At 36.1% G+C, this 16,038-nt stretch carries 18 protein-coding genes; 1 reads left to right on the top strand and 17 read right to left on the bottom strand.

The genetic code is table 11. The features are described from left to right. Positions 1 to 5: 5 nt before the first annotated feature. From RA0C_RS08060 to RA0C_RS07985, 17 genes are all read right to left on the bottom strand, one after another. Positions 6 to 1,211 carry a type IX secretion system plug protein gene (locus RA0C_RS08060; RefSeq protein ID WP_446238766.1) on the bottom strand — a complete coding sequence of 402 codons (1,206 nt, stop codon included), beginning with the start codon at positions 1,209 to 1,211 and terminating at the stop codon, positions 6 to 8. 120 nt (positions 1,212 to 1,331) lie between these two features. Then, entirely contained in the window at positions 1,332 to 2,120 is a 789-nt protein-coding gene (locus RA0C_RS08055; protein WP_013447079.1) for a GLPGLI family protein, read from the bottom strand. A 112-nt stretch (positions 2,121 to 2,232) separates the two neighbouring features. Next, positions 2,233 to 3,054 carry a GLPGLI family protein gene (locus RA0C_RS08050; protein ID WP_013447078.1) on the bottom strand — a complete coding sequence of 274 codons (822 nt, stop codon included), beginning with the start codon at positions 3,052 to 3,054 and terminating at the stop codon, positions 2,233 to 2,235. A gap of 170 nt (positions 3,055 to 3,224) precedes the next feature. Beyond that, a complete protein-coding gene (locus tag RA0C_RS08045; RefSeq protein WP_017686171.1) occupies positions 3,225 to 4,031 on the bottom strand; it encodes a GLPGLI family protein in 807 nt (268 codons plus the stop codon). A 28-nt stretch (positions 4,032 to 4,059) separates the two neighbouring features. Then, positions 4,060 to 4,365, bottom strand: a complete 306-nt coding sequence (locus RA0C_RS08040; protein ID WP_013447076.1) for a hypothetical protein — start codon at positions 4,363 to 4,365, stop codon at positions 4,060 to 4,062. A gap of 163 nt (positions 4,366 to 4,528) precedes the next feature. Next, a complete protein-coding gene (locus RA0C_RS08035) occupies positions 4,529 to 4,843 on the bottom strand; it encodes a hypothetical protein (protein ID WP_013447075.1) in 315 nt (104 codons plus the stop codon). Between the two features lie 362 nt (positions 4,844 to 5,205). Continuing rightward, positions 5,206 to 6,540, bottom strand: coding sequence for a GLUG motif-containing protein (locus tag RA0C_RS08030; RefSeq protein ID WP_231919853.1), 1,335 nt, complete (start codon positions 6,538 to 6,540; stop codon positions 5,206 to 5,208). A gap of 16 nt (positions 6,541 to 6,556) precedes the next feature. Then, positions 6,557 to 6,688 carry a hypothetical protein gene (locus RA0C_RS10630; RefSeq protein ID WP_004916457.1) on the bottom strand — a complete coding sequence of 44 codons (132 nt, stop codon included), beginning with the start codon at positions 6,686 to 6,688 and terminating at the stop codon, positions 6,557 to 6,559. A gap of 127 nt (positions 6,689 to 6,815) precedes the next feature. Then, the gene (gene rpsJ / locus RA0C_RS08025) at positions 6,816 to 7,121 is read right to left on the bottom strand and encodes a 30S ribosomal protein S10 (protein WP_013447073.1); all 306 of its coding nucleotides are present in this window, start codon (positions 7,119 to 7,121) and stop codon (positions 6,816 to 6,818) included. Between the two features lie 22 nt (positions 7,122 to 7,143). After that, positions 7,144 to 9,261 carry an elongation factor G gene (gene fusA, locus RA0C_RS08020; protein ID WP_013447072.1) on the bottom strand — a complete coding sequence of 706 codons (2,118 nt, stop codon included), beginning with the start codon at positions 9,259 to 9,261 and terminating at the stop codon, positions 7,144 to 7,146. Positions 9,262 to 9,267: 6 nt separating this feature from the next. Beyond that, positions 9,268 to 9,744: a 30S ribosomal protein S7 gene (gene rpsG, locus RA0C_RS08015; protein WP_004916451.1), complete on the bottom strand. Its 477-nt coding sequence runs from the start codon at positions 9,742 to 9,744 to the stop codon at positions 9,268 to 9,270. Between the two features lie 25 nt (positions 9,745 to 9,769). After that, on the bottom strand, positions 9,770 to 10,153 hold the full coding sequence (gene rpsL, locus RA0C_RS08010) for a 30S ribosomal protein S12 (RefSeq protein ID WP_004916448.1): 384 nt from the start codon (positions 10,151 to 10,153) through the stop codon (positions 9,770 to 9,772). Positions 10,154 to 10,320: 167 nt separating this feature from the next. Continuing rightward, positions 10,321 to 11,250 (bottom strand): hypothetical protein, encoded by a 930-nt coding sequence (locus RA0C_RS08005; protein WP_004916447.1) that lies wholly within the window; start codon positions 11,248 to 11,250, stop codon positions 10,321 to 10,323. Between the two features lie 5 nt (positions 11,251 to 11,255). After that, positions 11,256 to 12,134 carry a DUF6175 family protein gene (locus RA0C_RS08000; protein ID WP_013447071.1) on the bottom strand — a complete coding sequence of 293 codons (879 nt, stop codon included), beginning with the start codon at positions 12,132 to 12,134 and terminating at the stop codon, positions 11,256 to 11,258. Between the two features lie 9 nt (positions 12,135 to 12,143). Then, positions 12,144 to 12,629, bottom strand: coding sequence for a hypothetical protein (locus RA0C_RS07995; protein ID WP_004916441.1), 486 nt, complete (start codon positions 12,627 to 12,629; stop codon positions 12,144 to 12,146). 13 nt (positions 12,630 to 12,642) lie between these two features. Beyond that, entirely contained in the window at positions 12,643 to 14,244 is a 1,602-nt protein-coding gene (locus tag RA0C_RS07990; protein ID WP_013447070.1) for a hypothetical protein, read from the bottom strand. 255 nt (positions 14,245 to 14,499) lie between these two features. Beyond that, entirely contained in the window at positions 14,500 to 14,988 is a 489-nt protein-coding gene (locus RA0C_RS07985) for a hypothetical protein (RefSeq protein WP_004916436.1), read from the bottom strand. 541 nt (positions 14,989 to 15,529) lie between these two features. Between RA0C_RS07985 and RA0C_RS07980 the strand changes: the two genes are divergently transcribed. Further along, positions 15,530 to 16,006, top strand: a complete 477-nt coding sequence (locus RA0C_RS07980) for a Dps family protein (RefSeq protein WP_004916434.1) — start codon at positions 15,530 to 15,532, stop codon at positions 16,004 to 16,006. The last annotated feature ends 32 nt before the right edge of the window (positions 16,007 to 16,038 follow it).

The following is a 16,038-nucleotide window of genomic DNA, read 5'->3' as shown; positions in this document are numbered from 1 at the left end:
CTTTTCTACTGAACAGGAGCTCTTAGCTCTCCATAGCCTAAAAGTCCATCATAGTTAGCTCCGAAAGGTCTGTAATACAAGAATGCTTGATAAAGATTTTCGGTTTGCCAAAAATTACCATTTATTTCTCCATAGTTTAGCGTTTCTCCCTCTTTTTGTGTCGCTAAAATATAGTTGTAAAAACCTTGCTTTAGGTAAATTTTTGCTACATACTGATGCCTATTTTCATCATAGTACATTTGGCTTTCCTCATTAGCAGTATAATCATTAAACTGTCCCAAAACATAAATTTTACCCTGCACTGGTTCTGAGTCTAAATAAAAATATACCCAAGAATAATCCGCTTCTCTATGAGCATCTCTTTCCAAACCTAAATCATTTCTTCTGAAATAAAACGCTCCATTAACATCTGGCTGATACTGATAATTGAGTGGATATGCCCAAACAGGATGCAAGTAAGTATAATTAGTACCTTCCATCGTTTCAGCCCCTGCTACCATATCAAAAGCTCTACCCATATTCTTATTATCAAAGTAATAAAATTCGTTATTCCCTTCAAAAGCTAAATTCAGTTGCTGAAACATTAGCCCACTACCCAAAGTACTGCTAGGCTTCTGATTGTAAATTCCAATTTCCCAATTATTATTTTGAATTACATTCAAGGAAACAGAATTAACATTATTAAGCAAAGTTTGGTCTCCCATAGCCTTTACCTCTACCCTTTGATTAAGCTCTTGCCTTTTGCTATCCGAAAATCGGCTAAGATTAAGTGCTAAAGAAGCCTTATTTTCAACCACACAAAACCTCCTTTTAAACAAAGGCTTAGAGGGAGAATCTTTGTAAATTACAATTTCAAAATTCCCCGAAATCTTAGGCTTTATCTGCTCGTTAGGAAATACTAGCTCGTAATGCGTATATCTTTGTAAAGTATTAAAAGAGTATTGAAAGTTGTTGATAATCCCATTCAAATCGCCACTGGCATACTCGGTAAAAAATAGACCATCTTCCTGCCAATTCCTATCATAATGTTTCAGCGTATAACGATAGATTGAACTCCCTCCCGACAAATCATCAAACCTTAAAACCAACTGCTCCCCAATATTGATGACAGGTGTACCATCGTTAGTTTTAGGGTTAAATAATTGAATGCTTTTTATATTCTGCCCAAAAATCATCTGCCCTAATAGCAGAAACATCAGTATTTTATTCATACCCACGAAGATAAACATTTTTTGAATATTGTAGATTTTATTTTTTTAAAACCACAAACCAAAATACTTCTCTCCTACCCTAAGTAAAAGAGAAGTTTTAACCTATTATTATTTATCCGTTTAGAATATATGATTGTTATCTTTCAAAGCATTCTGCCTAACCAATTTTCTCCTTTCCTCTGGCAAAGGTTTATTCAACCTCTGTTCAAATCTTTGGATTATGGTTTCTGGCAGAGCTTTTCTCATTTGCGAAAATTGTTCCATATTCACCTTAGCGGCGTTAGAACTGGGTTTAGCAAGTTCCAACTTATCTTTCTTAGCAAAATAGGTAAGTTCGTAAGTGTAATATTTCTTCTTGTCATAAACCTTAACTACCAATCCTGGCAAACCTTTAAATATATAAGGACCTTCTGAAATGGGTATCTCTTCTGTAAACCAAGCCTCATAATCTCTACCTCTATAATGAGATACCGCCTTTATACACCGATAAGAGTTGATAACTTCCTTCTCATTAGTTATGTTCCAAACGACCTTATCCGTTAATGGGAAGTAAAAATCATCTGTAAAAATCCTATCATACACCAACACTTCATCTCTCTGCCGAATAACTTCTTGTCTTAATTTGGGTTTTGGGACATTTGTAATATCTAGCACTACCTGCCCATCTTTTACGGTGCTTAAAGCATTCCTAATCTCCTTTTTAGAAAGGGAGTCCGACAATGATTTTACAGCACTCCTAAAAACAGACTGCTCTCCCACAATTTGCAAATCCATTACTTCCTCTAACGGATTGAAACTTAAAGTATCTTTGACAAAAGTCACCTGATACTTCGCTAAAAATGATTGAGCAAACACATTACAAGAATGGCAAAATAACAATATACAACCTATTTTAACAACTATTTTCATCTCAACTAAACAGATTATTCTATCACTAAACAAAAATGAAAAGTAAGTGTTTTTTCTTAATACAAAAAATTCCTCCTATATAAATAGAAGGAATTTGTATACAATAACAATGTTATTTATTATCAGGGTAAGTAACCGCTAAATTTAAGTCTATCGGATTATTATATTTTCTTAGATGATTTTGATATTTTAAGATTTGTTCTCTTTTATCAATTTTTGCTGGTTTACCATCTTTACCCATTACTATCAAGTTTTCTTGACCCTTTAACGGATTATGATAATCATCTAACTTTAATTTCTGATAAACGCCCAATTTAATAGGAAGTGCTTTTTTGCCATAATTGGTTTCTAAAAAATTATCGGTTTCTATTTTTTCTTTTTTAGGCACAATCCGATTAACGGAAAATATAAAATTATCCTTTGTATCTCGTAATTCAAAGATAAGCCCAGGCAACCCTCTAAATTTATATGGTCCCTCTAAAACTGGGTATTTATCCGAAAACCAAGCCTCCCAATCTCTTTTACCAAATCGGGTTACGGCTTTTCTCAATACAATACCGTTAACGGTTTTGGTCTCATCTAGTATCGTCCAATTTTGGGTATCGTTAGACGATAACGCATAATAATCCATATAAATCGTAACATACTCTGTATTTTCAGAAGTATTAAGAGCCCTTTTAACTTTATACTTTAATTTGGGATAAGCAAAATTTGCTTTATTCGTTTGCTTTTGGATAGAGTCGGCTTTCAGATATTCTGTGGAATAAAATTTCACCTCATTTTTAGATATATCCAATACGGCTTCTTCCTTATTGAAGTGTTCTTGCAGAGAATCCAATTTAAAACTCACATTATAATACACCATTAACTCTTGAGCCGAAAGCCCAACGAAACCACAAAAGAATAAAAAGACTCCAATTAGTTTTTTCATCATAGCATTTATAAGATTTAATTCAAAACAATATTACAAAAAATATTCTACACAAAAAACGCCTTCATCTAACTTCCTTATAGATGAAGGCGAAGATAAAAATTCTATTAGTTTAATAAAAACAAACCTTGAGAAAATAAAAAACTTAATAGTTTTCTATCATAACTTCTCCCTTACTCCAACTCTATGGGATTGTACGGGCGAGGTTTATTCCTAAGATTGATGGGATTTCCTCCTGCATCATAAGCCATTCCTTTAATGAATTGTCCAGGATTTTCGTGATACACCCGCTCCAGCTTTTTGTATTTCTCACGCGTAACCTCAAGCACCTCTTTCCCGCTTCCTTTGGTCATCGCTGTATCAGATTTCTCAATTTTAAACAGCGTAAAGGCATAATGATTTGCGGTATCTCTAATCTCCAAAATCAGACCCGGCAAACCTTGAAACAAATAAGGTCCGTAAGAAAACGGTATTTCTTGAGTAAACCAAGCCTCATAATTTCTGCCCGAATAGCGGGTGGTTGCTTTTACAGCCAAATAATCGCCTATTTTTTTAGTTGTAGAACTTATGTTCCACTCTAACTTTGGGATAGGAGCCGTATAAGTATAAGCATGAGACAGCCTATTATTAAGCGTATAGACATTCTCTTTCGGATTGGAGTAAATCGTATAAGGAAACTTTGGTCTAAGGGCCAAAAGTTGGTTAAACTCCTTAGTTCTTATAGATTTTAGATACTGAAACTCATTCCTAAGCGAATCTGATTTATAGGTATTAGCATCTGCAAACTTTACGAAATTATCCCCTATCTGCAAAATAGTTACGGCTTCCCTAAAGGACGATGGTTGGTCTGCATTAGGCAAAAATTTTAGTTCATAAAATACCTGATACCTCACACGGTCAATTTCTTTCTGTACAAACGGTTCCGGCGAAAAATTTAAGTTACCAGAAGCCGTAACTTGACTGTAAGCAATATTAACCATCAACAGCCCAAAAAAAATAACACAAAATTTAATTACACTTCGCATCATCAAAATAATCTACATCGTCCATTAATTCTTCCATATTCTCATAGTGATCCGAACACAAATAATATCGTGCTCCACAAGAAGCGTCCACTGTAATCCAATTCGAACAAGCTCCTGCCGTTATAAAAGAAGGTATATTTACCTTTTCCACTCCTCCTAACTTTTTTATTGGTAGATACTCAATACTTTTTCTCGCATCATCTTTAATGCATTTTCTGTTAGGAGTACCTACTTTTGCACTCATTACACCAGCGACCAACAATGTAGCCACAAAAAATAATTTTTTCATAACATAATAATTTATTGGTTTAACATATCACAAATATAAATGAATTTTTCAAAAACAAAAATTTTTATATGATAAAAATCATATTTAATTTATTTCTTAAATTTCAAATAATACCTTAACAAAATAAAGCCGCCCTCTATTGGCGGCTTTACCATTCTCATCGTTAGCGTTTGTCCTCAATTCCAAACGCTTTCCATTGGGAGCTTTGGACATCTAATTTTACCCTCTTCTTGGCTTCGGAAGCCGTTTTCTGCAGGTTACTCATCAGCTCTTCTACTTTGGTGGTTTGCGTTTTTAAGTCGGCTTTCAATTTCTCTTGGAGATTGTTTGCCTGTACCAAGTTTTTCATCAAATCTTCCATCGTCTTTATGAAAGCGGCATCTAATCCTCTTGACGACAACTCCGACTGATGGGCTTTTAGCCCGCTCAACATAAGCTCTGCAGCGTGTATTACTTCTGCAAGTCCTTTTTTTGGCATAATGAAACGGTTTTAAGTTAATACTCCAAACTTCACTTTTTGAAACTTATCAATAGTTAGGGTCTGCTGATACAAATTTAATATTATTTTCCACCTATCAAAATGAAATTTTCATTAAATAACTCGGGGAAAACCCTCCCCTCTTTGGGGCAACCTTCCCCCAACTTAAAAAACCGTCCCCCTATCTTGGGGAGCTTATTTTCAACAATGGGGAAGCCTTTTCCTATAAAACAAAATCTATTCTTTAGCTAAAAAAAATATTCCCCAAGATGGGGCGGCAGTTCCCCAACCCCAAAATTTTTATTTTTTATCCTAAAAAAAGCCCCCCTTAGATAGGGAGGCTTTAGTCTAAACAAATAAAACTAATCTTTCATAAACTTATGCACCGTGTAGCCTTGTCCGTTTTCCAGTTTCAGCAAGTACACGCCTCGGTTCAAGTCGCCCACCTCTACGGAAGCGTTGGTTTTGCCACTTTTTAGCACTCTCCCCGTAACATCAAGCACTTGGTAAGTGTAGGTTTGAGCCTTATCCGACAGGTACAGCTTATCCTTCGCCACCGTTGGATAGATGGAAACTTGGTCGGGTTTCTTAATTTCGGAAACGCCCATCGTTGCCGCATCGTAAATCACGGGATACCCCTCATTTACACCGCTCTCGAATTTCCATTTTTCAGGTGTTCGGTTATTATTCAGTAAATCTAAGAACGACTGCACTTTCATCGCTTCGGTGGTATGCCCCATAAGGCCCACTCCCGGAGCTGGAGCATCGCCATACCCCGACATCGGAGCCACGGTCTTGTTAAAATGAGCATTTTCAAGAATGCCTCCGCCTCCGATACTTCCCACAAATCCCCCTACCGTTCCCGAAGCGCCATCAACGGTACTCACAGAATACGAATTTTTAATTTTCCCTACCTGCAAACCGCCGTAAAAACCGCCCACGTGTTCAGCCCCCATCACTTCCGCCATCGCATAGCAATCCTCTATTAAAACCTCGGAATTAGGACTGAAGGCAAAGGTACTGAACCCTACTAAACCGCCCACGAAATAAGCACCTATCACTTTTCCTTTGAAATAAGAGTTTTTTATCACGGCTTTGTTCCAAGGCGAGCCTACCAAACCGCCCACCTGCTGGAAGCCTTTAATCACCCCTTCCGCCGAACAATAATCCACTACGCTGGAAGAAGTTACCGAACCGCACAACAACCCCACATTAAAGGCACTCGTGGTATAATTAGGGTCGTAACCCCCCAACAGTTTTCCGTTCTTGATATGGCAGTTGCTCATTGTAGCCCCCGAGGTGAAATTCCCTACCAGCACTCCCGCCGTGTCCTTCCTGACCATCCCTCCATCAATCGTCAGGTCTTTTAAATTCCCCGAAGCATAATAACCAAACAACCCCAGGAAATCCCCACTATCGCCTCGGTACACTTTTAGATTTTTAATGGTGTGATGCTTCCCGTCAAAATTACCAGAAAACGGCGTTCTGTAAGTGTAGCCAATCGCTGTCCAAAGGTGTTCGCCCAAGTCCAAATCGTTCCCAAGACTAATGGTTTTTCCCGAAAAACTGTTGCCTTCCTTCACCAATTTGGACAGACCAGCGAGTTGCGCCTCGGTGGTTAAGGTAAACTCGTTCACCGCATCCGAATACCAAGACACATCGGCAAAAGCCTGCCATTCCGAAGTCGGAAACACCATATTATCCAGTTCGGCATCATCCGCCATCGTAAACCGGACTCACTTTCTCGGCCAATGGAGCTTTATAGCCCTCTTGTCCATAAAGAGAACCCAAGCCAGCCCCTACCACACAAAATGCAATTGCTGTTTTTAATAAATTTCTTTTCATAGCTTTTTACTTTTATTGTCATGCTACGAATATAAAACTATTTTTTTATTGGCAATCTATTTTTCATAAAAAAAACTCCTCCCTTATATCTAAGGGAGGAGTTTGATATCATAGCAAAGTTTATTTATCAAACTTTGATTTCTACATCTACACCGCTAGAAAGCTCTAACTTCATTAAAGCATCTACCGTTTTAGAAGAAGAAGAGTAAATGTCCATCAATCTCTTGTGAGCTGAAAGTTGGAACTGCTCTCTCGCCTTCTTATTAACGTGCGGAGATCTAAGAACCGTAAAGATTCTTTTGTGAGTAGGCAATGGTATAGGACCATTCACTACAGCACCAGTAGATTTTACTGTTTTTACGATTTTCTCAGCAGACTTATCTACCAAATTGTAATCGTAAGATTTTAGTTTTATTCTGATTCTTTGTGACATTTTAATTCTAAATTTTAAAAGATTAACCTTTTGCTTTTTCTATTACTTCGTCAGCCACGTTCTGAGGAGCTGGTTCGTACTTTTCAAACTCCATAGAAGATGTTGCTCTACCAGAAGAAAGCGTTCTAAGAGATGTTACATACCCGAACATTTCAGAAAGAGGAACAAATGCCTTGATAACCTTAGCGTTGTTTCTATCGTCCATACCGTTAATAGTACCTCTTCTTCTGTTAAGGTCCCCTACGATATCCCCCATATATTCTTCCGGAGTAACTACTTCAAGCTTCATAATAGGCTCCATAATTACAGCCTTCGCTGCTTTACCAGCCGCTTTGAAACCTAACTTAGCTGCTAATTCGAAAGAAAGTTGGTCAGAGTCTACCGCGTGGAAAGATCCATCTTTAAGGGTAATCTTCATTGCTTCAACTTCGAATCCTGCTAAAGGACCATTCCTCATAGCTTCCTTGAATCCTTTTTCTACAGAAGGGATAAATTCTTTAGGAATATTACCACCTTTAATTTCGTTAATGAATTCAAGACCTGTCTTACCTTCATCAGCTGGACCGATTTCGAATACGATATCCGCAAACTTACCTCTACCACCAGATTGTTTCTTATAAACTTCTCTATGGTTAGCAGTAGCAGTAAGAGCTTCTTTGTACTCTACTTGCGGCTGACCCTGGTTAACCTCTACTTTGAATTCTCTCTTCAAACGATCTACAATGATATCTAAATGAAGTTCACCCATACCAGAGATAATAGTTTGTCCAGAAGCCTCATCAGTTTTCACTTGGAAAGTTGGGTCTTCTTCTGCTAATTTAGCAAGAGCATTACCCAATTTATCTTGGTCTGCTTTAGTTTTAGGTTCTACTGCAATACCGATTACTGGATCTGGGAAAATCATAGATTCTAAAACGATAGGGTTCTTCTCATCAGAAAGTGTATCCCCAGTTTTAATATCTTTGAAACCTACCGCTGCACCAATATCTCCCGCTTCGATATACTCTACAGGATTTTGCTTATTAGCGTGCATTTGGTAAATTCTAGAAATTCTTTCTTTGTTTCCAGATCTTGTATTAAGTACATAAGAACCAGCATCTAGTCTTCCTGAATAAGCTCTAAAGAATGCTAATCTTCCCACGAATGGGTCTGTAGCAATTTTAAATGCTAATGCAGAGAAAGGCTCGTTTACATCTGGTTTTCTACTGATTTCAGCATCTGTATTAGGATCTGTACCGTTGATATCATCTTTGTCTAATGGAGAAGGTAAGTATCTACAAACCGCATCTAGCATAAACTGCACCCCTTTGTTCTTAAATGAAGAACCACAAGTCATTGGGATAATAGATAAATCGATAGTAGCTTTTCTAAGTGCTTCGTTAATTTCTTCTTCTGTAATAGAATCTGGATCTTCAAAGAACTTCTCTAATAAAGACTCATCGTACTCAGCTACAGCTTCTACTAAGTTTTGTCTGTAAGCTAATACATCATCCTTCATATCATCAGGAATAGGCACTACATCAAAAGTAGCTCCTTGAGTTTCCTCATGCCAAATGATAGCTCTATTCTTAATAAGGTCTACCACTCCTTTAAAGTCTTCTTCTGCACCAATAGGAAGTACGATAGGAACTGCGTTAGAACCTAACATTTCCTTAACTTGGTTTACTACATTAAGAAAGTCTGCACCCTGTCTATCCATTTTGTTTACAAACCCCATTCTAGCCACTTTGTAGTTATCTGCTAGTCTCCAGTTTGTTTCAGACTGAGGCTCTACTCCGTCTACTGCAGAGAATAAGAATACTAAACCATCTAATACTCTAAGAGAACGGTTTACCTCTACGGTAAAGTCTACGTGTCCCGGTGTATCGATGATGTTAAAGTGATAATCTTTAGCGTCTGCTGTAGGCTTCCCATCATGTCTAGGAAATACCCAGTTACAAGTTGTAGCTGCAGAAGTAATTGTAATCCCCCTTTCAGCTTCTTGCTCCATCCAGTCCATAGTAGAAGCACCATCGTGTACCTCACCTATTTTGTGGGTTTTACCTGTATAGAATAGAATTCTTTCAGTAGTAGTGGTTTTACCAGCATCAATGTGAGCTGCAATACCAATATTTCTAGTGTATTTAAGATCTCTTCCCATTTCCTATTAGAATCTAAAGTGTGAGAATGCTTTGTTAGCCTCAGCCATTTTGTGAGTATCAGTTTTCTTTTTGAAGGCAGCACCTTCCTCCTTAGCAGCAGCAATAATTTCAGCAGCTAATTTCTGAGCCATAGACTTATCATTTCTCGCTTTAGCGTACTTAATAAGCCACTTCATTGCCATAGAGATTTTTCTATCTGCTCTAATAGGCATCGGAATTTGGAAGTTAGCACCACCAACTCTTCTTGAACGCACTTCTACGTGAGGCATTACATTAGTTAGAGCATCTTTCCAAATTTCTAATGAAGTTTTTTCGTTTTCTCCTTTTTTAGCTTCTACGATGTCTAGTGCATCATAGAAAATTCTGAATGCGATAGACTTCTTACCGTCTAGCATTAGGTTATTCACAAATCTAGTTACCAACTGATCATTAAATTTTGGATCTGGTAACAACGGTCTTTTTTTCGCTTTTGTTTTTCTCATTGTTCTGTTTCTTAAAATTTAATGATTACTTTTTAGCATCTTTAGGACGCTTAGCACCGTACTTAGATCTTCTCTGAAGTCTTCCGTTAACTCCAGCGGTATCTAAAGCACCACGAACAATGTGATAACGAACTCCCGGTAGGTCTTTCACCCTTCCGCCTCTTACCAATACTATCGAGTGCTCTTGGAGATTGTGTCCTTCGCCCGGGATATAAGCGTTTACTTCTTTACCGTTAGAAAGTCTTACCCTTGCTACTTTTCTAAGTGCAGAGTTAGGTTTCTTAGGTGTAGTTGTATATACTCTTGTACATACACCTCTCTTTTGTGGACAAGAATCCAAAGCAGCCGATTTGCTCTTCTTGGCAAGTGTGGCTCTTCCTTTTCTTACTAATTGTTGAATAGTAGGCATTTAATTGCTTTTATTTATTTTTAGTTTCAAGGTGCAAAGATAACTTTTTTTTCTAAAATACACAATTATTCATCTATTTTGTCCTTCTTTACCTTTTAATTGATGTAGTTTTATAAATGGATAAAGTTGTCTGACCTCTTTTTTACGAAAACCAAATTATTTTTGATTTACTTCCATAGAACAACTTTCGTCCCTGCATTTTTACCATAAGCTACTCCTATAGCTCTTATTGCTTCTATGGCAGCTTTACGTTCTAGATGAGCATTATTTATCTCCTTTTCACGAAGTTTTCTATAAAAAACATCTTTATTTGCTATATATTTATCAATATTTTTTAACAACACTTGAGATTCTTTATAAGCAGAGGTTTCTACCGGAATTTGAGACAATAGCTCTGCCACCTCCGAGGCGGTGTATTCATCTTTGCTAATCGCCCACTTAGATTTTGCTCTTTGTAAAAACTCCTTACCTAAATTTTCTTCATAAGACTTATAAACCTTCTCTGTTAAGGGTAAAATTTTTGAAGCGTAAGAAGGAATTGCTTCTGGAATTTGTGATAAAATGAATAGGGCTTCTTCATAATTTTTAGCACCTACTTGAATGTTAATTCTTTGTATCATTTTAGGTAATTCTCTCTCATAATGGGAGATTATTTTTGATTTAGTTCTTTCTAAAAATTCAGAAAATATTGGGGTATTTAAATCAATATTTTTCAATCCCATTGCAATAGCATTTCCTTTATTACTCCCTCTCCCTTTGGTTTTAAATGAATGAGTAGCAAAAGCCTTTCCATCAAAAATATTCATCACACTAAATGAAAGTTCATATTCTACTTCTGCAATTGACGGAATACCAGAAGATGTATGTTCCGATAATATAGATATTTCGGGAACTAGTGCAAAAACGGCGTTTTCATAGTCAATTATACCACTTTTATTAAGCACCTTCTGCATCTTAGCTATAATCTGAGTATCTGCTTTTTCTGATAGAGTATAATCACTTTTTATCCGAGCTGGAGCTATCGTAACTTCTTGAGCCGTTCCAAATATAATCCCTATAAAAAATAATAGATAATTTAGAGTTTGTTTTGATTTCATATTTTCTAATTTTGTTTTATTGTGTACTCTACCTCACCCAATTTTGATTTGGTTCTACTTAGTTTAAACCCTTTAGATGCCGCAATATTTCCTAACATTTTTTCTAAATCCCTGTAAAAGTTCCTTGCATCTAAAGACTTTCCATTCTCTCCAAACAAAGGCATCATCGCTTGCGAAACCTCTATCCTACTTTCGTTGGCATCATCTGTGGTAAAGTTCCCTCTTACACATCTAGCGGACAGCCAATCTTCTACAAAATCTAAAATGTTTTTACCGTCCATTTCTTCATCTAATGATAGACCTTCTGAAATAATGATAAGGCGAGATTCTCTACCATTTTGTGCCATTTCATTAAAGGTTGTCATCAGTTGATTATTAAATTGGTCTATCTTATCTAAAACCGCTTCTTGAAGAAGATTCTCATTAGATTCACCAATAGCATATTCACTTTCTCCGCTAGATGCTGCAATTTGTTTACTGCTATACACATCTATACCCGAAAATTCGGCATAAACTTTTTTCCTCGGTCCCTGTGATGTTACTTTATAAGTTAAATCTATTTTTATATCATAGTTTACTGATAGACCTTTACCCTGATTTCTTTTTAACTCTTGTTCAAGCATTACCGTCTCAAAACCTCTTTCTTTCATCATTTCACCGAATTTTGAAATCATTGCTTTTAATTCAATATCTAGAAATGCTTTACTATAGTTTTGAACAAAAACTTCTTCTCCCATATCGTCTCCTCCTGATAATAAACCTTTTTGGTTAAGGAGTGCGTCTGATGGAACTACCATAATTTTGGGCTTTTTAGCACCTTGACTATACAAGGTGCTAATTCCCAACATTATGAAAATAAATAATGTACTTATTTTTTTCATCATATTATTATTTTATTCAAATAAATGTCCTAACTTCTTTATAACCCCTTTATTTTCTAGGTACTTGCGAAGTTCATTTTTATTAACAGAAACGGTTACACCTATTTTATATTTACTTCCAACTCTCAGCCTATCTTTTGCTGGGATATTTCCATCGGAAGATAGATTAACGAATCTTTCATAATCTCCTTTAAAGAAGTTATCAAAAAACTCTTTATGACTCTCTAATTCCGCAGGACTTACGATAGGAGGTTGAGACGAACAACGATTTCCTCCTAATATCCCCTTAAATAAAATCCCGTGTACTGCATCTCGCTTTACCTGCCTGGTGGCTTCATCCATTGTGGAAGCATAGGAATAAACTTTCACCAAATTAGACCCCTGCGAACCTACTCCTTGACATACTATTTCGTAATCATATGAAACTTGAGTGGTAGAGCAGGATTGGAATGCTACTGAAAGCATTACCAACCCTGATATAATGATTGTTTTTTTCATTATATATTTATTTTTAGAATGATATTTTAGCTCCTACTCCTATACCCAGCTTGTTTAGCTGTTTATTAAAATATTCACCATCATAGAGTTTAACGGTTTTACCATAACCAATACTGTACTCTACCCCATCACCAAAGTAATAGTTGTAGTCTGCTTGTGCAAATAATTGGAAATTTGGAGAGAACTGGATACCAAAACGCCCAATAGCTTCACCATATAGCACTTTAAAATCAAGTTTTTGTTTATTTTCGGATTCCGTTGCGAATAACCTACCTGCTCCTACTCCTGCTCCTACAACTAAGTTACGAGCAAAATAAAACTCTTTCATTACGCCTAACCCTAGCCTAAATATTGTGTGAGCATCTTTCTTGTCCACAGTTATATTATCGCCAGAAATAGTGAATTTTGAATAAGCTTTATTTATCTCTTGCTTTCCAGTAACATAGTCTTTTCCTACGGGTAAATCTCCTTTTAGATACACAAAAAGTCCAGGATACCATTTTGTTCTATAATCCAACATTAACCCTACTCCTGATAATGAAGCATACGGAATAACACTAGTCCCCACTTCTCCTTTTTTCACAAGGGTCATTCCCTCCTGCACCCTTCCTCCTAGTAATTTATAAAACTTGGTCATATCCGTAGTTTCTCCTGTAGCTTCTGAACGATTATCTGCAATGTAGCTATCCACTCTCACTACCGCTTTTCTCTTAGCTACTTCTTTACCTTCAGAGTCTAAGACAAGTTCCATCACATCATAGCGGTCATCAATCCTCAACCCTTCTTTATACCCTATTTTCGCTCTAATAGGAGAAGTTTCTATTACTGCCGTCTGAACCTTGAAATCATTCACTTTACTAGATAGCTTTCTGTCTATATATTCAAAAGCAGACATTGCAGTAGAGCCATAATCTATGTTACCTTCACGGTCTTTAAAGACTGTAAGTGATGAATCGTCTTCCATTACAAAAACCAATGGAAAAGTCGCTTTTTGTACTCCGTCAGGTCGATTAAAATAATTATCATAGAAGTTGGTTCTTACTTCGTCATTAAAATTCAACTTATATATATAAGTTTTTAATCTAGTTTCATTCTGTTTACCCTTGTATAGATAACATACTTTTACATAAGAACGGTCTATCAATTTTTCTCCTAAGTTATTAAGAACCGATTTTCTGTGACTCGCTTCGCTTCTTAGAACATCGGCATCAGTAGCAGCATATTTACCTCTTCCCTCCAATACTTTTAGAGAGTAACCTTCTTGCTCATTGATAAATTCTGGAAACCAATTACCCATTATTTGGTTTCCTACTTTCCAACTATCCAAAACTACATCTACTAACTCCCTGCTTGATAAATCTCCTTCAGAAATCGTTTTTTCTAACCTATTTACATCATATTGTTCAGAATTTATCTGCTGTAAATATTTAACGATTTGGTTAGCCTCATAACTCCCGTCTGTAAAATAGAGCGAACTCATAGATGGACGCAAATACTCACGACTTAGCTCATTCCCTTTTCTTACAGTAAGGTTCTCTACCTCTTGTTGTGCTAGTGCGGTAGCTGGAAGCATTGTTGCCGCCACGACGCATAATGTCAATAAATTTTTCTTCATAATTCTATTTTTAATTTTTACAATTATTTAACTATTTGACGCCTCTCTTCGGATAGAGGTCTTAAATTGCGGTATCCATATTTTACCCCCGAGATACCTTATTTAACTTAATTACCTATATTTTCTACCTTTTTAGTTATTCGTATCTGTTTTTTCGGATTTCATAATACCATTTAGGTTATATTTTTTATCAAAATAGTCTTCTGTATTATCATTTAGGTGATAGATTTCATCAAAAAGGTCTTCCAGATAACATCACTCACTCTTTGTTTCCCCATCTTCGTTTTGTTTTCTACGAGAACGAGAAAAAAACTGCTTTAATTCTTTTTGTTTTGTTTCGTAACCTACGGATTTAGACCCTGCTTTATAATTGGTGTAAGCATAATCTGCTAAAGCATCTTGGTAGTTATCATAATCGTGCAAGATTTTAGTATTCTGCACTTTTTGTTGTAAAGCCGTAAGCCTATTATAAAGTGTCTCAAGGAAACTACGAGTTTTCATATCTCTGAAAAACTCTTCCCAGTCCACATCTGGTACTCTCAAATTGGGCTGAGCCTGTGCAAAATCTGCCACTTTATTGATGAACAGTTTATTTTGTTCATTCACTCTTCCGTATCTATTACGGTCTTCGGAAGTAAGGTTAATATTTATTGGTGATAGAACTTGTTCTAAAGCCGCCATTTCATCGTTTATGGCTTTCATTTGTTCATCAGTAAGGTGTTTGTTATTCAAGTTAGAAACCATAGGATTATATTTTTATACATTTAAAATTTTTGGATAGGAAAAGAAACCTCTCTCCTTGCCCCATTATAAGCCACAAGAAGCCTCCAAACGCCACAAAATATTTGCTAAAAACGAAATGAGAGTAATGATGAAAATTATAAAAAAGGCTGGTCGTCCCACTACCACGGGACAACCAGCCTTTTTTATCTTCAGAATTTAAACCTTTATTTAAAGGAAGGAAGGAAGGAAGGAAGGAAGGAAGGAAGGAAGGAAGTACAAAATATACCCCACATAAACAAATATTTTGACCTGATATTTATCATTTTCCATCTTTATTTCGCTCCATTACAAAGAATGGCACAAATGTAACAAGTATTTTTCAATTAGCAAAATTATTTTAATACAACTACTTGAACGCCATATTTATCAAGTGCTTTTTGTAAATCACATTCAAACCACAATCCCCCTCTATTACCTCAATAGTTTTTTACTATCATAGTATTCATAAGATAAATAGTAATATAGCTTACCTTTGCACCATCAACATTTAATAAAATTAATTATGAAAAATTCTAAAATTATAGGCTTAAAAGAATCTGATTGCCAAAACATCACTGAAAAACTAAATATACTATTAGCTAACTACTCTATTTTTTATCAAAATACGAGAGGAGCTCATTGGAATATCAAAGGAGCTGACTTCTTCACGCTCCATCCTAAATTTGAAGAACTCTACGATTCTTTAGTTCTTAAAATAGACGAAATTGCGGAAAGAATTTTAACACTAGGTGCTACCCCTAACCATAATTATTCGGATTATTTAAAGGTTTCTTCTATAAAGGAAAGCAAAGAAGTAACCGACGGAAACAAATGCGTAGAACAAATTCTAGAAGCCTTCAAGATAGTAATTGACCTACAAAGAGAAATCTTAGAAATTGCAGGAGAGGCGGGTGATGAAGGCACTAATTCTCAAATGAGCGACTACATCAAAGAGCAAGAAAAAGAAGTTTGGATGTATAATGCTTTCTTAGACAAGTAATACCATCACTCAAAACAAACTAAAAAGAGGCT

It is taken from the genome of Riemerella anatipestifer ATCC 11845 = DSM 15868 (genome assembly GCF_000252855.1).
Lineage (GTDB): Bacteria > Bacteroidota > Bacteroidia > Flavobacteriales > Weeksellaceae > Riemerella > Riemerella anatipestifera.
The sequence above is the reverse complement of the archived record's forward strand: the minus strand, read 5'-3'. Positions and strand labels throughout refer to the sequence as shown.